Annotated in this window: 22 protein-coding genes; 19 read left to right on the forward strand and 3 right to left on the reverse strand. The window is 30.9% G+C overall.

Annotated features, from left to right (window positions below):
- Positions 1–21: 21 nt before the first annotated feature.
- A complete protein-coding gene (locus tag D1817_01900) occupies positions 22–1,074 on the reverse strand; it encodes an FAD-dependent oxidoreductase (GenBank protein AXT18658.1) in 1,053 nt (350 codons plus the stop codon).
- A 377-nt stretch (positions 1,075–1,451) separates the two neighbouring features.
- On the opposite strand from D1817_01900, the gene D1817_01905 reads away from it, so the two are divergent.
- Positions 1,452–1,634, forward strand: coding sequence for a hypothetical protein (locus D1817_01905; protein AXT18659.1), 183 nt, complete (start codon positions 1,452–1,454; stop codon positions 1,632–1,634).
- Between the two features lies 1 nt (position 1,635).
- Here the strand turns inward: D1817_01905 and D1817_01910 are convergent, their stop codons facing one another.
- Complete coding sequence (locus tag D1817_01910; GenBank protein AXT18660.1) at positions 1,636–2,232, reverse strand: riboflavin synthase; 597 nt, start codon at positions 2,230–2,232, stop codon at positions 1,636–1,638.
- A gap of 64 nt (positions 2,233–2,296) precedes the next feature.
- On the opposite strand from D1817_01910, the gene pdxA reads away from it, so the two are divergent.
- The 18 genes from pdxA (at position 2,297) to D1817_02000 (ending at position 18,157) form a co-directional block, all read left to right on the forward strand.
- The gene (gene pdxA, locus D1817_01915; GenBank protein ID AXT18661.1) at positions 2,297–3,343 is read left to right on the forward strand and encodes a 4-hydroxythreonine-4-phosphate dehydrogenase PdxA; all 1,047 of its coding nucleotides are present in this window, start codon (positions 2,297–2,299) and stop codon (positions 3,341–3,343) included.
- Positions 3,344–3,416: 73 nt separating this feature from the next.
- Positions 3,417–3,956: a DUF177 domain-containing protein gene (locus D1817_01920; protein ID AXT18662.1), complete on the forward strand. Its 540-nt coding sequence runs from the start codon at positions 3,417–3,419 to the stop codon at positions 3,954–3,956.
- Between the two features lie 9 nt (positions 3,957–3,965).
- Complete coding sequence (rpmF, locus tag D1817_01925) at positions 3,966–4,169, forward strand: 50S ribosomal protein L32 (GenBank protein AXT18663.1); 204 nt, start codon at positions 3,966–3,968, stop codon at positions 4,167–4,169.
- 181 nt (positions 4,170–4,350) lie between these two features.
- Entirely contained in the window at positions 4,351–5,346 is a 996-nt protein-coding gene (locus tag D1817_01930; GenBank protein AXT18664.1) for a ketoacyl-ACP synthase III, read from the forward strand.
- Between the two features lie 41 nt (positions 5,347–5,387).
- The gene (gene accB / locus D1817_01935; protein AXT18665.1) at positions 5,388–5,882 is read left to right on the forward strand and encodes an acetyl-CoA carboxylase biotin carboxyl carrier protein; all 495 of its coding nucleotides are present in this window, start codon (positions 5,388–5,390) and stop codon (positions 5,880–5,882) included.
- An 87-nt stretch (positions 5,883–5,969) separates the two neighbouring features.
- Positions 5,970–7,322 (forward strand): acetyl-CoA carboxylase biotin carboxylase subunit, encoded by a 1,353-nt coding sequence (gene accC, locus D1817_01940; protein AXT18666.1) that lies wholly within the window; start codon positions 5,970–5,972, stop codon positions 7,320–7,322.
- A gap of 153 nt (positions 7,323–7,475) precedes the next feature.
- Complete coding sequence (locus D1817_01945; protein ID AXT18667.1) at positions 7,476–8,591, forward strand: FAD-binding oxidoreductase; 1,116 nt, start codon at positions 7,476–7,478, stop codon at positions 8,589–8,591.
- A gap of 71 nt (positions 8,592–8,662) precedes the next feature.
- Positions 8,663–9,205: a YceI family protein gene (locus D1817_01950; protein AXT18668.1), complete on the forward strand. Its 543-nt coding sequence runs from the start codon at positions 8,663–8,665 to the stop codon at positions 9,203–9,205.
- Between the two features lie 4 nt (positions 9,206–9,209).
- Positions 9,210–10,343 (forward strand): NAD(P)/FAD-dependent oxidoreductase, encoded by a 1,134-nt coding sequence (locus tag D1817_01955; GenBank protein AXT18669.1) that lies wholly within the window; start codon positions 9,210–9,212, stop codon positions 10,341–10,343.
- A complete protein-coding gene (locus D1817_01960; protein ID AXT18670.1) occupies positions 10,340–11,050 on the forward strand; it encodes a methyltransferase domain-containing protein in 711 nt (236 codons plus the stop codon). Before D1817_01955 ends, D1817_01960 begins: the two co-directional genes overlap by 4 nt.
- Entirely contained in the window at positions 11,051–12,103 is a 1,053-nt protein-coding gene (locus D1817_01965; protein AXT18671.1) for a type III polyketide synthase, read from the forward strand.
- Positions 12,097–12,894 (forward strand): SDR family oxidoreductase, encoded by a 798-nt coding sequence (locus D1817_01970; protein AXT18672.1) that lies wholly within the window; start codon positions 12,097–12,099, stop codon positions 12,892–12,894. Before D1817_01965 ends, D1817_01970 begins: the two co-directional genes overlap by 7 nt.
- Positions 12,895–13,329 carry a hydroxymyristoyl-ACP dehydratase gene (locus D1817_01975; protein AXT18673.1) on the forward strand — a complete coding sequence of 145 codons (435 nt, stop codon included), beginning with the start codon at positions 12,895–12,897 and terminating at the stop codon, positions 13,327–13,329.
- Positions 13,326–14,600: a beta-ketoacyl-[acyl-carrier-protein] synthase family protein gene (locus D1817_01980; protein ID AXT18674.1), complete on the forward strand. Its 1,275-nt coding sequence runs from the start codon at positions 13,326–13,328 to the stop codon at positions 14,598–14,600. The genes D1817_01975 and D1817_01980 overlap by 4 nt, the downstream gene beginning before the upstream one ends.
- Positions 14,601–14,614: 14 nt before the next feature.
- Entirely contained in the window at positions 14,615–14,869 is a 255-nt protein-coding gene (locus D1817_01985) for an acyl carrier protein (GenBank protein ID AXT21207.1), read from the forward strand.
- Positions 14,869–15,456, forward strand: coding sequence for a 4-phosphopantetheinyl transferase family protein (locus D1817_01990; GenBank protein AXT18675.1), 588 nt, complete (start codon positions 14,869–14,871; stop codon positions 15,454–15,456). The genes D1817_01985 and D1817_01990 overlap by 1 nt, the downstream gene beginning before the upstream one ends.
- 11 nt (positions 15,457–15,467) lie before the next feature.
- Positions 15,468–17,705 carry an RND transporter gene (locus D1817_01995; protein AXT18676.1) on the forward strand — a complete coding sequence of 746 codons (2,238 nt, stop codon included), beginning with the start codon at positions 15,468–15,470 and terminating at the stop codon, positions 17,703–17,705.
- On the forward strand, positions 17,705–18,157 hold the full coding sequence (locus tag D1817_02000) for a 3-oxoacyl-ACP synthase (GenBank protein ID AXT18677.1): 453 nt from the start codon (positions 17,705–17,707) through the stop codon (positions 18,155–18,157). Before D1817_01995 ends, D1817_02000 begins: the two co-directional genes overlap by 1 nt.
- Before the next feature lie 18 nt (positions 18,158–18,175).
- On the opposite strand, the gene D1817_02005 is transcribed toward D1817_02000, so the two are convergent.
- Complete coding sequence (locus D1817_02005; protein AXT18678.1) at positions 18,176–19,090, reverse strand: ABC transporter ATP-binding protein; 915 nt, start codon at positions 19,088–19,090, stop codon at positions 18,176–18,178.
- Positions 19,091–19,142 lie beyond the last annotated feature (52 nt).

Below are 19,142 nucleotides of genomic sequence, written 5' to 3' on the forward strand. Positions count from 1 at the left end.
AATAAAAGAATAATTACAAAACTAATGATCTGAATTTAATAGTTTTTTTGAAGCAATTATACCGCTATAAATAGCACCATCCATATATCCGCCATGAACAGGAGATGTTTCAGCACCAGAGAAAAGAATTTTTTCATTCATATAAAAGTCTTCAAATAATGGATTACCATATTGTGGACTTATATATATCGACTTTAAGCTATCGTTTGAAGTGAATTTATCTAGAGACCAATCTTTTTCGTAATAATTTAGGTATTCTCTAATTTCTTTTCCTAAATATTTTTCTAAGTAATTGAGGATACGTTCTTTTCTGTTATTCGAAGACAAATCCCTTAAACCTTCATTTACAAAACCCATTAGAGCATAATGCGAATCTTCATAATTAGAATGATCATATAATTCGGTAACTGCGCCTACTTGACCAATTACTGTTCCAGAAAATCCTTTTTCTCTCCAAAAAGGAAGCTTAAAGGTCATTCCTACTTTAATAGCATTACTCATCCAAGTGTGAGTTGTTTCCAAAGCATCAATTAAATCGTCAGGTAATTTGGGTTCGAAATTAATATTTGAAGCTATCTTAGGAGGCAATGCTAATATAATTTTTTCACATGAATAAATTCCATTAATTGTTTTAACATTTAATAAATTCCTATTTTCAATAACATCTGTTACTATACTATTTAAATGTACTTTGTTTAGAAGGGGTGCCACTAAACTATTAATTAGAGACATTGTCCCATTAGCAATCCTAAATGCCGAAGGAGAGTTGGGGTCGGTTTCAAAAAAATGGGCAGGAGCCATAGAGTTATATACTAATACACTTTTACCACTACTATATTGATTGAATTTTTGAAGATTTAAAGAAATAATAGTCTGAGATAAATAAGTATGATGATTTTGAAACCACGTTGCTCCAAGCTCAATACCATTTTTTGTATTAATACGACCACCTATTCTATCTTGTCCTTCAAGAATAATAAAATCGTTTTCTTGATTTTTTAATAATTGATTAGCAGTAGTTAAACCTGATAAACCTGCACCAATAATAATATATTTAGTATGTAATTTTTTCATAGATTGTATTAATACATGGTGTATAAAGTTTCACAATATTGTAAAATTAGTCGCAAATAATGAGAATATATTTGTTTTTGTTGAGCTTTATTTCAAAATATCATATAAGTAAGAAAATACATATTTCATGAACATATAAAGCAGATTTAAAAATCTTAAAATTTTCATAAAATAATTTATTTCCTATAACGTTATTCTATAGTAAGTTATCTATATTTACACAATAAAAAGTTGAGGTACTAGACTCTATTTTTTTGAAAAAGAAAAACGCATAAACGCTTTTTAACGGATTTTTTTAACACTTTGTGGAGGTTTTTTATCGAAAAAGCTTATATTTGTTTTCTGTTAACTAAGTTTTTATATAGATTGCGCACAATATGAAAATGCAAAACAAGACAAAAATTGCCCTAATCTTATTTGTATTAATAAGTTTTGCTTCTTATGCGGCGGTACAACCACCGCCACCGCCACCGCCACCTGGTTTCCCTATTGACGGCGGAGTACTATTTGCTCTAGCTATAGGAGTGTTATATGGGGTAAAGAAAAAATTTAATCAATAAATTAATTCTTAAGCTCAGATAATCGAGATACATACTTACCTATAACATCAAATTCTAAATTTACTTTTGTTCCTATTTCAAAAGTACTAAAACTTGTATGCTTATATGTATAAGGAATAATTGCTACACTAAATGTGTCTTTTTTAGAGTTTATAACAGTTAAACTTACACCATTAATAGTAATGGAACCTTTTTCGATAGTAATATTGCCTAATGAATTATCATAATTAAAGGTAAAAAACCAACTTCCATTTTTGTTTTCAATATTGGTGCAAATCGCGGTTTGATCTATATGACCTTGAACAATGTGTCCATCAAGGCGATCTCCTAATTTTAATGCACGTTCTAAATTTATATAAGCTTTGGTTGTTAAATTATTAATATTAGATTTATCTAAAGTTTCTTTTATAGCAGTAACAGTGTATTCGTTTTTTTGAAGGTTAATCGCGATAACAGTTAAACAAACACCATTATGAGAAACACTTTGGTCAATTTTTAATTCTGAAGTTAATTTACTCTTTACAGTAATATGAAGATTATCCTTATCGCGCTCTAACTTAGTCACTACTCCTAAATCTTCAATAATTCCGGTAAACATAATATTGTGTGTTTATTTAGTTAAATTTGTGGCATCAAAAGTACAAACAAAACGATTATTTTTAATGAGTAGTGAAAAAAAAATAAAAATTGGAATTTCTGTTGGAGACCTTAACGGTATTGGGGGGGAGATTATTATTAAAACATTTGAAGATACTAGAGTTTTGGAGTTTTGTACACCTATTATTTTTGCATCTACTAAAACTATTTCATTTTTAAAAAATCACTTTAAAAGTAATCTTGCTTTTAATAGCATTCATAAGCCTGAACAAGCAATAGAGAATAAAGTTAATGTTGTAAATGTTTGGAAAGAAAATGTAAATATTCGATTTGGTAAAGAAGATTTTAAAATTGGTGAATATGCTATAAAATCACTTATTGCAGCTACCAAAGCCATTAAAGAAAATCACATAGATGTGCTATTAACAGCCCCAATTAATAAGCATAATATTCAATCCGAAACATTTAAATTTCCAGGGCATACAGACTATTTAGCACAAGAGTTAGAAGGAAATAGCTTAATGTTTATGATTACAGACACATTGAAAGTTGGGTTACTTACCGACCATGTTCCTGTTAAAGAAATATCAACACACATTACTAAAGAATTAATTGAATCTAAAATAAACACAATTTACAATACACTTTATAGAGATTTTAGCATTCGGAAGCCTAAAATAGCCGTATTAGGTATTAATCCACATACTGGGGATAACGGAGTTATAGGCGAAGAAGATGATATGATTTTGAGACCAACTCTTAAAGGTATACGAGATACTGGCAAATTAGTTTTTGGTCCTTATTCTGCAGATAGCTTTTTTGGTTCTAATAATTATAAAAATTTTGATGCTATTGTAGCATCATATCATGATCAAGGATTAATCCCTTTTAAAACATTATCCTTTGGGGAAGGTGTTAATTTTACTGCAGGACTTAACAAAGTAAGAACTTCACCAGATCATGGCACGGCTTATGAAATAGCTGGTAAAGGACAAGCAGATAATAGTTCTTTTAAAGAAGCACTTTACGCAGGAATTCAAATATTTAAAAACAGAAATCAAAACCAAAAATTAAATACAAACCGTTTAAAAAAACAAGCACAAAAGATATAAACAAAAAAATGTTTATAACCTTAATAGGGTAAATAAAATTTTATATATTTGCACGCTCGAAATAAATGTGATAATGAAACCTCTAAAAGAATACATAATTCAATTTGTAGGATTAAAACAGGGAAAACACAATTTTGAGTATAGTATAAATAATGCGTTCTTTGAACATTTTGAGTATGAAGATTTTAATGATGCTGATGTAAAAGTAGATGTTGTTTTAAATAAAAAAATAACATTCTTAGAATTACATTTTCAAGTATCAGGAACAGTTAATATTAATTGTGATGTTACTAATGAGCCTTACGATCAAGAATTAAATTATGAATTTGATTTAGTTGTAAAGTTTGGAGATGATTATAATGATGAAAATGAAGAGATATTGATTATTCCTCATGGAGAATATGAAATTAACATTGCACAATATATATATGAATTAATTGTGCTTTCAGTTCCAACAAAAAGAATCCATCCAGGAGTCTTAGATGGAACATTAAACTCAGACATACTAAATAAATTAGAAGAATTAAGCCCCAAACAGGGAAAAGATAAAAAAGATAATGAGGAAATAGATCCTCGCTGGAATACATTAAAGAAATTATTAACGGATAAATAATATATAACAATGGCACATCCTAAAAGAAAAATCTCGAAAACAAGAAGAGATAAGAGAAGAACACATTATAAAGCTACTGTTCCTCAGATAGCTACGTGTCCAACAACAGGAGAGGCACACTTATATCATAGAGCACATTGGCATGAAGGAAAACTTTATTATAGAGGTCAAGTGTTAATTGATAATTCTGCTACAGAAGAAAATTTAGCATAAGTTTTATATAAGCATTTAAAAAAACGCTCACTTGTGAGCGTTTTTTTATGTTAATAAATTTTTCTAAAAGTCAAAAACATCCTATTTTGCATCAAAATTTGATTAAAAAAAGCTTTTTTGTTGATTTCTTGACATTTTTGGCTGGTTTTAATCAATTTTTGCTCAATACTAAACTAAAATTATGAGTAAAATCACAGCAGCTATTACAGCTGTTGGCGCATATGTGCCAGAATATGTGTTAACCAATAAAATATTGGAAACAATAGTTGACACAAATGACGAATGGATTACCACTCGAACCGGAATTAAGGAACGTAGAATTCTTAAAGAAGAAGGTGCAGGAACTTCCTTTTTAGCTATTAAAGCTGCCCAGGACCTTATCAACAAAAAAGGCATTGATCCAAAAGAAATTGATTGTATTATTGTAGCAACAGCAACTCCAGATATGCCCGTAGCCTCGACAGCTGTTTATACAGCTACACAAATTGGTGCTACTAATGCTTTTGCATACGATCTATCTGCAGCGTGTTCTAGTTTTTTATATGGAATGACAAATGCAGCTACTTTTATAGAATCTGGTCGATTTAAAAAAATACTACTTATAGGAGCAGATAAAATGTCTTCAATCATAAACTATGAAGATCGTGCTACTTGTATCATTTTTGGAGATGGTGGAGGAGCTGTTTTATTTGAACCTAATGAAGACGGATTAGGATATCAAGATCAATACTTAAGAAGTGATGGTATTGGTCGGGATTTCTTGAAAATTGATGCAGGAGGTTCTATCTTACCAGCAAATGAAGAAACCATTAAAAATAAGCAGCATTTTGTATTTCAAGATGGGAAGAATGTATTTAAATATGCAGTTTCTAATATGGCTGATGTGAGTGAAAAAATTATGAAAAAAAATGGACTCACTCATAATGATGTTGCGTTTTTAGTTCCTCACCAAGCTAATAAGCGTATTATTGATGCCACAGCAAACCGTGTAGAATTGCCAACAGAAAAAGTAATGATGAATATTCAAAAATATGGGAATACCACTTCAGCTACTCTACCGTTATTATTAAACGACTACGAGTCTCAACTTAAAAAAGGAGATAATTTAATTTTTGCGGCTTTTGGAGGTGGATTTACTTGGGGGTCAATCTATTTAAAATGGGCGTATAATTCTTAATCTAACATACATACTAACTATACTAAACTAAAAACTAAATTATGGATATTAAAGAGATTCAAAACCTAATCAAATTTGTAGCCAAATCTGGCGCGAGTGAGGTTAAATTAGAAATGGATGATGTGAAAATCACCATTAAAACAGGATCTGACTCAGATACCACAATAGTTCAGCAGATTCCTATGCAAGGACAGATACCGCAAATACCTACTGCAACAGCTCCTGCACAACAACCTGTAACAGCAGCTCCTGTAAAAACAGAATCGACTGCTCCTGCAGCAGCAGATGATTCAAAATATGTTACGATAAAATCACCAATTATCGGGACATTTTACAGAAAGCCTTCTCCGGACAAACCTTTATTTGTAGAAGTAGGACAAACTATTGCGGAAGGAGATGTTCTTTGTATTATAGAAGCAATGAAGCTTTTTAACGAAATTGAATCTGAAATATCAGGTAAAATTGTTAAAATTTTAGTTGACGATTCTTCTCCTGTAGAGTTTGATCAACCTCTATTTTTAGTAGATCCATCATAACCATTTAAAAATTCCAATAACTAAAATCTCAAAATCCAATATTTGGAGTTTGGTACTTGGAATTTGAAATTTTTAATATAAGAAGTTATGTTTAAAAAAATATTGATAGCAAATAGAGGTGAAATAGCATTACGTGTTATTAGAACCTGTCGCGAAATGGGAATAAAAACTGTTGCTGTATACTCTACGGCAGATGCAGAAAGCCTTCATGTTAAATTCGCAGACGAAGCAGTTTGTATTGGTCCAGCACCTAGTAGTGAATCCTATTTAAAAATGGCAAATGTTATTGCAGCTGCAGAAATTACTAATGCAGATGCAATTCATCCAGGGTATGGGTTTTTATCAGAGAATGCTAAATTTTCGAAAATTTGCGAAGAACATGATATAAAATTTATTGGAGCATCGCCAGAAATGATTGATAGAATGGGTGATAAAGCCAATGCAAAATCAACAATGATAGCAGCTGGTGTTCCTTGTGTACCTGGAAGTGAAGGAATTATTGAATCATTTGAAGGTTGTCAAAAAATAGCTAAAGAAACAGGCTATCCAGTGATGCTTAAAGCATCAGCAGGAGGTGGCGGAAAAGGTATGCGTGCTGTTTGGAAACCAGAAGAGCTTAAAGATGCATGGGATTCTGCAAGACAAGAATCTAAAGCAGCTTTCGGAAATGACGATATGTATATGGAAAAACTTATAGAAGAACCAAGACATATTGAGATTCAGGTTGTAGGAGATTCGAAAGGGAAGGCATGTCATTTGTCAGAGCGAGATTGTTCTGTACAACGACGTCATCAAAAATTAACAGAAGAAGTACCTTCACCTTTTATGACAACGGCATTGCGTAAAAAAATGGGTGAAGCTGCTGTAAAAGCTGCAGAATATATAAAATATGAAGGCGCAGGAACAGTAGAGTTTTTGGTAGACAAACATCGTAATTTCTACTTTATGGAAATGAATACTCGTATCCAAGTAGAGCATCCAATCACCGAGCAAGTTATTGATTTTGATTTAATACGTGAACAAATATTAGTAGCAGCTGGTGTTGCTATTTCAGGTAAAAACTATACACCTAATTTACATTCTATAGAATGCCGTATTAATGCGGAAGACCCATATAATGACTTTAGACCATCACCTGGGCGAATTACAACTTTACACGCTCCAGGAGGACATGGTGTTCGTTTAGATACTCACGTATATGCAGGGTATATGATTCCTCCAAACTACGATTCTATGATTGCAAAGTTAATTACAACAGCACAAACACGTGAAGAAGCAATTAATAAAATGAAACGTGCTTTAGATGAATTTGTTATAGAAGGTATAAAAACAACAATACCTTTCCATAGGCAATTAATGGATCACCCTGATTATATTGAAGGGAACTATACTACTAAATTTATGGAAGATTTTGTAATGAAAGCACCACAAGAAGATTAAAACTTAAAACTCCGAATTTTTTCGGAGTTTTTTTATGATCATTTTTTTCTTTTTATAAAATTGTTTTTTAGTAAAAGTGAAAATACAGTTCTATCCTTTTATAAAAGTCACTATTTCTAAAACAGTATCTTTACAGGTAGCAAAACTATTGTAATGAAGCTTTCATATTGGGAAATAAAATCGTGGTTAAGTAATGTCGATTTCACTATTATAGGAAGTGGTATAGTTGGCTTAAATTGCGCACTTTATTTAAAAGAGAATAACCCTAAAGCCAATATTTTAATATTAGAAAAAGGAATATTACCTCAGGGAGCAAGTACTAAAAATGCTGGATTTGCTTGTTTTGGTAGTTTAAGCGAAATCTTGAGTGATTTAAAATCACATTCAGAAGAAGAAGTCGTGCAATTAGTAAAAAAAAGGAGAGATGGCTTGCAGTTATTACGAACAACATTAGGGGATAAAGCTATAGATTATCAACAATTAGGAGGGTACGAGTTGTTTAATAATAATACATTATTTGAAGAATGTAGGTTACAAAGAAAGTATATCAACGCACTGCTTCATCCCTTATTTAAATCAAATGTATTTAATTTTAAAAAAGACATATTCAATTTTAAAAATATAGAGAAAGAATATAGTTTCAATTCTTTTGAAGGGCAAATAGATACAGGAAAAATGATGAAAACTTTATTATATAAAGTTCAATCTAAAGGCGTAAAAATTATTAATAATGTAACCGTCCAACACTTTGAAAATAATAACAATTCAATACATATAAAGACCAATCAATTAGATTTTAAAACAAATAAACTTGTTATAGCTACCAATGGTTTTGCTTCACAGTTAATAAAAGAAGATGTTAAGCCAGCAAGAGCTCAGGTATTAATTACAAAACCAATTAAAGACTTACATATAAAAGGCACATTTCATTTAGAACAAGGGTATTATTATTTTAGAAATATTGAAAACAGAATTCTTTTTGGAGGTGGTAGAAATCTTGATTATAATGGAGAAGAAACAACTGAATTTGGTCAAACGCAACACATTCAAGGTCAATTAGAAAAAATCTTGCAAATTACTATTTTGCCAAAGACATCATTTGAGGTAGAGCATCGTTGGAGTGGTATAATGGGTATAGGAAATCAAAAAAAAGCTATTGTAAAACAATTAGATAATAATGTGTTTTGTGGTGTGAGGTTAGGAGGTATGGGAATCGCTATTGGAAGTAGTATAGGTAAGGAGTTAGCAGAATTAATTATTGCGAGTTAAGAGAATGTAAAGTTCGGCTTCTTTTTTGCAATGAAACTCTATAATAAACGTCAAACACCATACACTTATTCATGTTTATGCGAAAAATATGTGTTTTATTATTAGTTTTCTTTCAAGTATTATATATAAATGCTCAGGGACTTGTTCAAAATAATGAAGACACCAAAATTGATTTTAAAATTAAAAACTTAGGATTTTATGTCGATGGTACGTTTTCTGATATTGCTATAACCAGTAACTTTAATAGTAATAATTTATCCAATAGTTACATAAAAGGCATTGTTAGAGTAAATACTATTAATACAGATAATAATAAAAGAGATGCACATTTACGTAGAGCAGATTTTTTTGATGTTGCCAGTTATGAATTTATAGAATTAGAATCTATAGAATTTGAAAAAGAGACGCAAAACAAATACAAGCTTATAGCAAAACTAACAATAAAGAAAACAACTAAAACTATTGTTATTCCTATAGAAATAATCGAAACTAAAAATTTAGTACGCTTAACAGCTAATTTCGATATAAATAGATTAGATTATGGAGTGGGAGAAAGTAGTTTTGTAATGTCTGATACTGTTAAGATTGAAATAGTCTATAGCGGAAAAAAATAATTATTTGAAAACTAATGCTTTTATAGATGTTATAATTGTTGGTGGAGGGCTTGCAGGCTTAGTAAGTGCCATACACTTATCTAAATCTGGTATTCAAGTTTTACTTATCGAAAAGAATGAATACCCTAAACATAAAGTTTGTGGTGAATATATATCTAACGAAGTATTACCTTATTTACAATCTTTAGATTTTGATCCTTTTAGATATGGTGCAAAAAGAATTGATAAATTTGAATTAACTACACCAAAAAACAAATCGATTAAAGCTACTTTGCCACTTGGTGGATTTGGGGTTAGCAGATATACTATTGATCAAGCTTTAGCAGAAAAAACTAAAGAAAACAAAGCTATTATTATACAGGATGTAGTTACAGATATTCAATTTTCTAACAATATATTTACTGTTTCTACTAAAAATGAGAGTGAGTACACATCTAAATTAGTTATTGGTGCTTATGGTAAACGTTCTGCTATTGATGTAAAACTAAATAGAAGGTTTATAAAAAATGAATCTCCTTTTTTGGCGGTTAAAACACATTTAAAAGGTGATTTTCCAGACGACCTGGTAGCGCTTCATAATTTTAAAGGAGGTTATTGCGGTATCTCTAAAGTAGAAAATAATGCTATAAATGCTTGTTATATTACCGATTACAAAGCGTTTAAAAAATATAAGAATATAGAAGAGTTTCAGGAAAAGGTAGTTTACAAAAATATAGCCTTAAAAACAGTGTTTAAAAACTCTTCAACTTTATTTAAAAAACCAATAACAATTAGTCAAATCTCATTTTCTTCTAAAAGCCCTATAGAAAACCATATTTTAATGTGTGGAGATACAGCTGGAATGATCCATCCTTTGTGTGGAAACGGAATGAGTATGGCAATTCGTAGTGCACAAATAGCTTCTAAATTAATTATCAGTTTTATAAGTGGCGAAATTTCTAGAAGTGCTCTGGAAAGAGAATATAAAAACCAATGGAATAGGGAGTTTAAAAAACGACTTAAAACGGGCCATTTAGTAGCGTCATTATTTAAATGGGATGGTTTTTCCGAAATTGTAATGTTAGGTATGAAATGCTTTCCCAAATTATTGCCAAAAATTATTAAACAAACTCACGGAAAACCGTTATTAGCAGAATGAGTTTTTTAGTTGACACTACATATAGAACAAATGAAGAAGAGATAATGGATGATTTTTCCATTACTGGAGATGTTTTGGACAATACACTAGATCAATTAGCAAATATTAATAAATGGTTAGGGGGAAATCAAGTGACGCTAAGTGGATTGAAAACAATGCTTAAAAAACATCCTAAAGATGAGATTATAACTATAGTAGATCTAGGTTGTGGAGGTGGAGATATGTTGCGATTAATAGCAGATTATGGCCGAAAACATGGATATATTTTTAAACTTATAGGAATTGATGCAAATGAATACACTGTAGAGCACGCTAAAAAACGGTCGCAAGCGTATCACGAAATTCAGTTTCTAAAACAAGATATTTTTTCAGAAGAATTTAATACACTTTCTTATGATATTGTAATTGCAACCTTGTTTTTACATCATTTTAAGGAAGATCAGATTTTAAACTTATTACGGTCAATATTAGAGAAAGCTCGCATAGGTGTTTTAATAAACGATTTACATAGACACAGATTGGCCTATTATCTTTTTAAATTGTTAAGCCTTACTATTAAAAATAAAATGGTAAAAGAAGATGGCTTAGTTTCGATTTTAAGAGGGTTTAAAAGAATAGACTTAATACAAATTTCAAAAAAATTAGACGTAAATAGTATCATCAAATGGAGATGGGCTTTTCGTTTTCAATGGATAATCCAAAAATAAATGAGTGTAAAAATAACAGCAGTAGCAAAGCAACTGCCAGAACATTATAGAAAGACAGAAGAGATTATTCCTTTTGTTGAATTGTGGATGAGTGAACAAGAAGATCGTTTTAGACGTAAAGTGATTAAGCTTTTTCAAAATGCAGGAGTAGATAAACGTTACTCAATTATGGATCCAGAAGATGTGTTTTTAAAAACATCTTTTGAAGAAAAAAATGATATTTATACTCGAGAATCTATAAAATTAGCAGAAGGTGTTTTAACGAAAGCATTAGATAAAGCAAATCTTAATCCAAAAGATCTTGATTATATTATTACTGTTAGTTGTACAGGGATTATGATTCCTTCACTAGATGCGTATCTTATCAATAGTTTAGGGTTACGCCAAGATATAGTGCGTTTGCCCGTTACAGAAATGGGATGTGCTGCCGGAGTTTCAGGGATTATTTATGCAAAAAACTTCCTGAAAGCAAACCCGAATAAACGCGCTGCTGTAATTGCTGTAGAAGCACCAACAGCAACATTTCAATTAGATGATTATTCGATGGTAAATGTAGTGAGTTCGGCTATTTTTGGAGATGGAGCTGCAGCAGTAATTCTATCCTCTCACGAAACTGAAGAGGGACCAGAAATTATAGATGAAGCAATGTATCATTTTTATGATGCGGAGCATATGATGGGTTTCAAATTAAGAAATACAGGATTACAAATGGTATTAGATAAATCAGTACCAGAAACTATTTCTAATCATTTTCCAAATATTATACATCCGTTTTTAGAACGCAATAATAAAACTATAACAGATGTAGATCATCTGATTTTCCATCCAGGAGGTAAGAAAATTGTACAAACTGTGGAAGAATTATTTGGTTCATTGGGTAAAAATATTGATGATACTAAAGAAGTTCTTAAATTGTATGGCAATATGTCCAGCGCAACAGTACTTTATGTGCTAGAGCGTTTTATGGATAGAGGTGTTAAAAAAGGAGATACAGGACTCATGTTAAGTTTTGGACCAGGATTTTCCGCACAACGAACATTATTACAGTGGTAAAAGAATTTGAAGATAAAAAATATTGGGCTGTCATTTTAGGAGGTTCTAGTGGATTGGGTTTAGCAAGTGCAAAAAAGCTAGCGAAACACGGCTGCAATATTTGTGTTATTCATAGAAATAGAAAATCTGAAATAGAGAAGATAGAAACTGAATTCGATCAGATTAAAAATGAAGGAATTGAATTTATATCTTTTAATGTAGATGCCTTTAAGTCTGAAAAGAGATACGAACTTATTGAAGAATTGAAAGCTGTTTTAGGAAACGAAAGTAGAATTCGTGTATTACTGCATAGTGTAGCAAAAGGGAATTTAAAACCTATGGTATCTTCAGAAATACCAATGCTTAAAAATGATGATTTTCATTTAACTATTGATGCCATGGCAATTAGTTTGTACGATTGGACCAAAGCCATTTTTGATGCGCAATTATTTGCTTCAGATGCCAGAGTGATTAGCTTTACAAGTGAAGGAAATAGTAAAGCATGGCGTAACTATGCAGCAGTATCTGCAGCAAAAACAGCGTTAGAAGCTATTTCAAGAAATATTGCTTTGGAATTTGCACCTTTCGGAATAAAGTCGAATTGTATTCAAGCTGGAGTAACAGATACCGCATCGTTACGGATGATTCCTGGAAGTGATAAAATAAAAGAACATTCGGTATTAAGAAATCCGAATAATAGATTAACGACTCCAGAAGATGTTGCTAATGCAGTATATTTATTAGCAAAAGATGAAGCGGCTTGGATTAATGGAACAATAATTCCAGTAGATGGAGGTGAACATATAAGTTAAATGAAACCGTCAGAAATCATAAAACTACTTCCGTATCAACAACCCTTTTTGTTTGTAGATGAACTTGAAGAGATTTCAGAGAATGGAGTTATAGGAAGCTATACGTTTAAAGATTCGGAGTTTTTTTATAAAGGCCATTTTAAAGAAAACCCGATAACTCCAGGTGTAATTTTAACTGAAACAGCAGCTCAGATAGGTGTAGTTTGTTTAGGAGTCTATTTATTAAAAGATACAATTTCAGAAGAGAAAACTCCTCAAATTGGATTAACCTCTAATGAGATGGATTTTTTTATTCCAGTACTACCAGGAGAAAGCATTAAAGTGATTTCAGAGAAAGTATTTTTTCGATTTCATAAATTAAAATGTAATGTGAAACTATTTAATGCCAAAGACGAATTGGTTGCTAGAGGTATTATTTCAGGAATGATAAAATGAATAAAAAACAACGTGTCGTAATTACAGGTTTAGGTGTAGTATCACCTAATGGCATAGGTATTCCTAATTTTACAAAAGCTATTAAAAATGGTGAGTCAGGGATTCGATTTCAACAAGAGTTAAAAGATTTAAACTTCTCGTGTTGCATTGGTGGAATTCCACCTGTAACAGACGAGATTATATCACAATATTTCACTTCGCTTCAATTAAGGAATTTTAATAGCTCAGGAATTTTATATGGCTGTATTGCAGGCATGGAGGCATGGAAAGATGCTGGTTTAGAGGTTTCAGAAAATAGTACTTTAGATGTAGATAGTGGTACTGTTTTTGGAACTGCCGCATCTGGAGTTGATAAATTTAGAGAGTCTATTTATAAAATAGATGATAAAAAAGTAAAGCGTTTAGGAAGTACAGTAGTACTACAAACAATGGCTAGTGGTGTTACAGCATATTTAGGTGGCATTTTAGGGTTAGGAAATCAAGTCACAACAAATTCTTCCGCCTGTACTACAGGAACAGAAGCAATTATCATGGGAATGGAACGCATTCAATTTGGGAAAGCAAAACGAATGTTAGTAGGCAGTTGTAGTGACCATGGTGCTTATTTATGGGGAGGATTTGATGCAATGCGTGTGATTACATATAAACATAATGATGATCCAGAAAAAGGTTCACGACCTATGAGTGCAACGGCTTCTGGATTTGTCCCAGGGAGTGGTGCTGGAGCTTTGGTGTTAGAATCACTTGATAGTGCTTTAGAACGTGGTGTTACTATTTATGCTGAAGTATTGGGAGGTAATATAAATTCTGGCGGACAACGAAACGGCGGTACAATGACGGCTCCAAATTCAGAAGCAGTACAACGTTGTATTACAGATGCGATTGAAGATGCAGGAATCAACGCTTTAGAGATTGACGCGATTAATGGACATTTAACAGCTACGATTAAAGATCCGGTTGAAGTGAAAAATTGGTCAGAAGCACTAGGCCAGAAAGGAAGTGATTTTCCATATATTAATTCTCTAAAGTCAATGATTGGACATTGTTTAGCAGCTTCTGGAGCTGTAGAAAGTGTTGCAACTGTATTGCAATTAAAAGAAGGATTTATATTTCCATCTATTAATAGTGAAGATGTTCACGAAGACATTAAAGAAATAATTGATATCTCTAAAATTCCACAAAAAACCATTTATAAAGATTTGAATATTATAGCAAAAGCAAGCTTTGGTTTTGGAGATGTAAATGGATGCGTTATTTTTAAAAAATATTGAAACAAAAAATTATAATGAATAAAGAAGATTTAATAGCGTCACTAAAAACAATTGTAAAACCATATATTCAAAACGAAGAAGCATTTGAAAACCTGACTGAAGAAACTGATTTTATAACAGATCTTAAAATTAACTCAGCAAATCTAGTGGATGTAATTTTAGATGTTGAAGACGAGTATGATATTGAAATCGATAATGATTCGATGGAAAAAATGCTAACCGTAAAAGCTGCTATGGAAATTATTACCACTAAGCTTGAGGGGAAATAATGATTGGTAACGATATTGTTGATTTAAAACAAACATTTTTAGAAAGTAATTGGAAACGAAAGGGTTTTTTGGATAAAGTATTTACTCAAAAAGAACAAAACTACATTTCAACATCACCAGATGCGTTTAAAATGGTTTGGCAATTATGGAGTATGAAAGAGAGTGCTTATAAAATTAACATACAGCAATTTCGGAATAGATTTTTCAATCCTAAAAAAATTGAATGTACGCTAGTAAATACTTCAAAAGGAATTGTAACTATTGATAAAACACAATATTTTACTACCTCAGAAGTGAAAACAGATTATATTTATACAGTAGCGATATTAGAAGAAACTACTACTTTAAATGGTAATTGCTTTAAAATAAAAGATACCAATTATAGAACACAACACCAAATGTGCTACAACCAATTAAAACAGACAATATCTCAAAATAGTAAAATTGAAAAAAGATTAATTTCTATAAAAAAAGATGCTTTAGGAATTCCAAAATTATATGCAAATAATAAACCTTTAAATTTGGACTGTTCTATAACACATCATGGATACTACGGTGCTTATATTGTTCGTGAAACATTGAATTAATTGAATAAAAAGTGTTCAACAAAGCCATACAATTTGTTATTAATAAAAGAGTTGCCATAATAGCGATTCTTGGGTTATTGACTATTATTGGGCTGTTACAAACAGTAACAAGTTTAAAAGTAGATAACTCTTTATCTATCTGGTTTCTTGAAGAAAATAAAGATTATCAACAATACATTAAATTTCAAGAAGAACAAGGCTCTGATGAGATTTTCATTGCTATGTTTCCAGTTAAAAACAGCTTTTCTGAAACTAATGTTAATCGACTTTCACTACTACATCAAAAAATAGATACTTTACCTTATGTGAATGCTAGTTTTAGTATCGCAAATGCGAAATATCCTATTTATGCCAATAATAAAATTTACTATCAAAATATTTATGATACCAAGCGAAGCGAAAGGAGTTTAAACAATTTATTAGATAAGCTTCCTGTAATCAAAAAGCAATTAATTTCTGAAGATACGGAGCATTTGTTTTTTTATATTCAAATGGACCCTAGTCATACTATTGAAGCCATACGGAGTGAAGCTGTAGCACATATTGAATCAGTTATTGAAAGCGTTTTTGGAACCAATTACTTTCATACAGGGGCACCTGTTTTAAATGAAGCATATAATAATACTATTTATAATGAATCTGTTTTTTTTGCAGTCATTACCGTAATTGTAGTGCTATTAATGCTTCTATTTTTATTGCCACATCGAAGCTATTTGTTATTAGCTATTAGTGCAATAATAACCCCTATAGCTTTACTATTTGGAACTTTAGTGAGTTTAGGGTATAAACTAAATATGATTTCGATGTTGATTCCTACTATTCTTTTGGTATATAGTGTGAGTGATGCGATTCATATTATAAACATGTATCATAAGCAGCGAAAAAGCGAAGGAAATTCTAAAATAGTACAGATACAAAAAGCATTGTTCAAAAGTTTAAAACCTTGTTTTTATACGACTTTAACCACTTTAACAGGTTATATCGCTTTATATTTATCACCGCTTCCTGCATTTAAAAATATGGGATTATTTACCTGTATAGGTCTATTGTTATCCTTTGTTTTGGTATATGTGATTACAGCTATCGGATTTAGTTTTATGCCTAAGCATTTAAAAACTGAAAATAGTTTTTTATCTAAATTAAAACCCATTAATTTAGATAAACTCACTTTCAAGCTAAACAGTTTTACAACACGATATAAGCATTCTATTATTGTGGTATCTTCAGTATTATTTGTCATCGGTATTTTTTCTATTTCTAAAATTGAAGTGAATACAGACTCATTGAATATGCTTGGAAATGGAGAGGCAAAACAAAACTTAAAAGCAATAGAAAAAGAGCTTGATGGAAGCACACGTTTACAAGTAAATGTAGTCAATACTTCAAGAGAAAGCTTATTAAATAGTAGCACATTTACAAAACTGAAACAATTTCATGAAAAACTAAATAACAACGAGTATGCGTCCTCTCCAGTATCATTACTCAATGTAAAAGAGTTTCTAGAAAAACGCTCACCAGTATTATTTCAAAATGGATTTAGTAGTATTAAAATGGATTCTATTTTAATTAAAAGTAAAGAAGAATCAAATACATTTTTCTCAATGTTTTCTGATGATTTTTCTAAATTGGGCATTTCGGTAAATGTGAGAGAATTAAAAACAAAAGAACTTGAAGATTTGTTTATTCAAATTGAAAATGATTTCCATTCTATTTTTGATGATGCTTATAATATTGAAATCCGTGGGTTTTCAGCTGTTTTTGCGAAACTAAATAAGTTTATCATTCAGACACAATTTCGATCTTTTGGAGCAGCATTTATCATATCATTTATTGTATTATTTATTTTTATAGGAAACATTAAAACGAGTGTTTTGGTATTAATTCCTAATCTTCTTCCTTTAGCGTTACTCGCTATTATAATGAGTATACTTAATATTCCTTTGGAAATTTCAACAGTGATGATTGCACCTATCATGCTAGGGATTGCAATGGACGATACGATACACTTAACATATAAGTATAAAAAGAATACAGGAGCCGTCATTTCTAAAATGGATAATGCCATTATATACACAGGGGATGCCTTGTTTTCAACCACTATTGCTTTAGTATTTGGATTTTTAATTATAGGTTTTAGTGGTGTCATATCTGTAAGCACATTTGGCCTACTTTGTGCTTTTACTGTTGCTGCTGCGCTACTTGCAGATTTGTTATTTTTACCTGCTTTAATTAAGACGTTTTCAAAATAATGCTTGCAATAAAAGAAAACTTATACCAACAGTGTAAACTGTTTTTAGAACAACGCTTACAGTCTGTACAGAATACGATGCAAGATATTCAGAAATCACTATTATCTGAAACTAAAAGTAGTGCAGGAGATAAACACGAAACAGGGAGAGCAATGTTGCAATTAGAGCGTGAAAAAGTGGGAAATCAGTTGGCTGATATTCAAAAAGTTGGAGAAACTTTGAGTAAAATAGATCGATCTAAATCTCATAAAATTGTATCCCTTGGGAGTGTTGTATATACTACAAAGGCTAATTATTTTATAGCGATTAGTGCAGGCGAATTAAAAGTTGAAAACACATTGTTTTATGCTATTTCTCCAAGCACTCCTATTGGACAATTATTATTATCTAAGCAAAAAGGAGATGCTATACGATTTAGAAATGATGATTTTATAATTGAAGCTGTTTTTTAAAATAATACGTTTAGATACTTACTTAACAACTTCTAAAAATACTTCAGCTTGATTTTTGAGAGCTTTTAAATGTTGAAAAAAGATAATTTCATGATTCAATTTAGCTTCAATTAAATAATAATTCCCTTTAAAATAAGATTGTTTTACAATAGCTTTTAAATTTGAGTTAGATACGACCTTTAATTGATGAGCATATACAATCCCATAAGAATCGAGAACATTAAATTCTCCAAAAAACGAAGCAATCAGAACGCTTTCTGGGTGTTTAAATAAATATTGAGGTGTATTGTTTGCAATTATCTTGGCATTATTCAACACAATCATATGATCAGCGTAGCCTAAAACATCTTCTCTATCGTGTGTGGCTACAACACATGCAATATCTTTATCTTTTAAATATTGAAATAAATTACGCCTTAAAGATTGTTTTTTAAAATTATCGATATGACTAAAAGGTTCATCTAATAAAATGATTTCTGGTTGTTTTGCAATAGCTCTAGCAAGAGCTACACGTTGTTTTTGACCACCACTTAATAGTTTTACTTTCGTTTTTGCAAAAGAAGATAATTCAACCACTTCGAGAAGCTCTGCAGTACGCTCTCTTTTTTCTTCAGGATAAAAATTAGACAGATACTTGCCTACGTTTTCTTCTACAGAAGTAAAGGGCATTAAATCAAATTCTTGAGAAACATACCTTATATGCTCAGGGTCAATGACCAAATTATATTCAGGGCCTAATATCTGATTATCTTTCCAAAAAATCTGACCTTTATTTAAATCAAATTCACCATATAACAATTTTAAAAGTGTTGATTTTCCAGATCCACTTTCTCCAATAATAGATAAATGCTCTCCTGCTTTAACAGTAAAACTAATATTGCTTAAAATAGGTTGTTCTTGATACTGAAATGAAATATGTTTTACCTGAAGCATTTTATGAATAGAATCCAGTTAGGTTTTTATATCTAACTGGATTAAATAAAGT

The organism is Flavobacteriaceae bacterium, from assembly GCA_003443635.1.
Taxonomy (GTDB): Bacteria; Bacteroidota; Bacteroidia; order Flavobacteriales; family Flavobacteriaceae; genus AU392.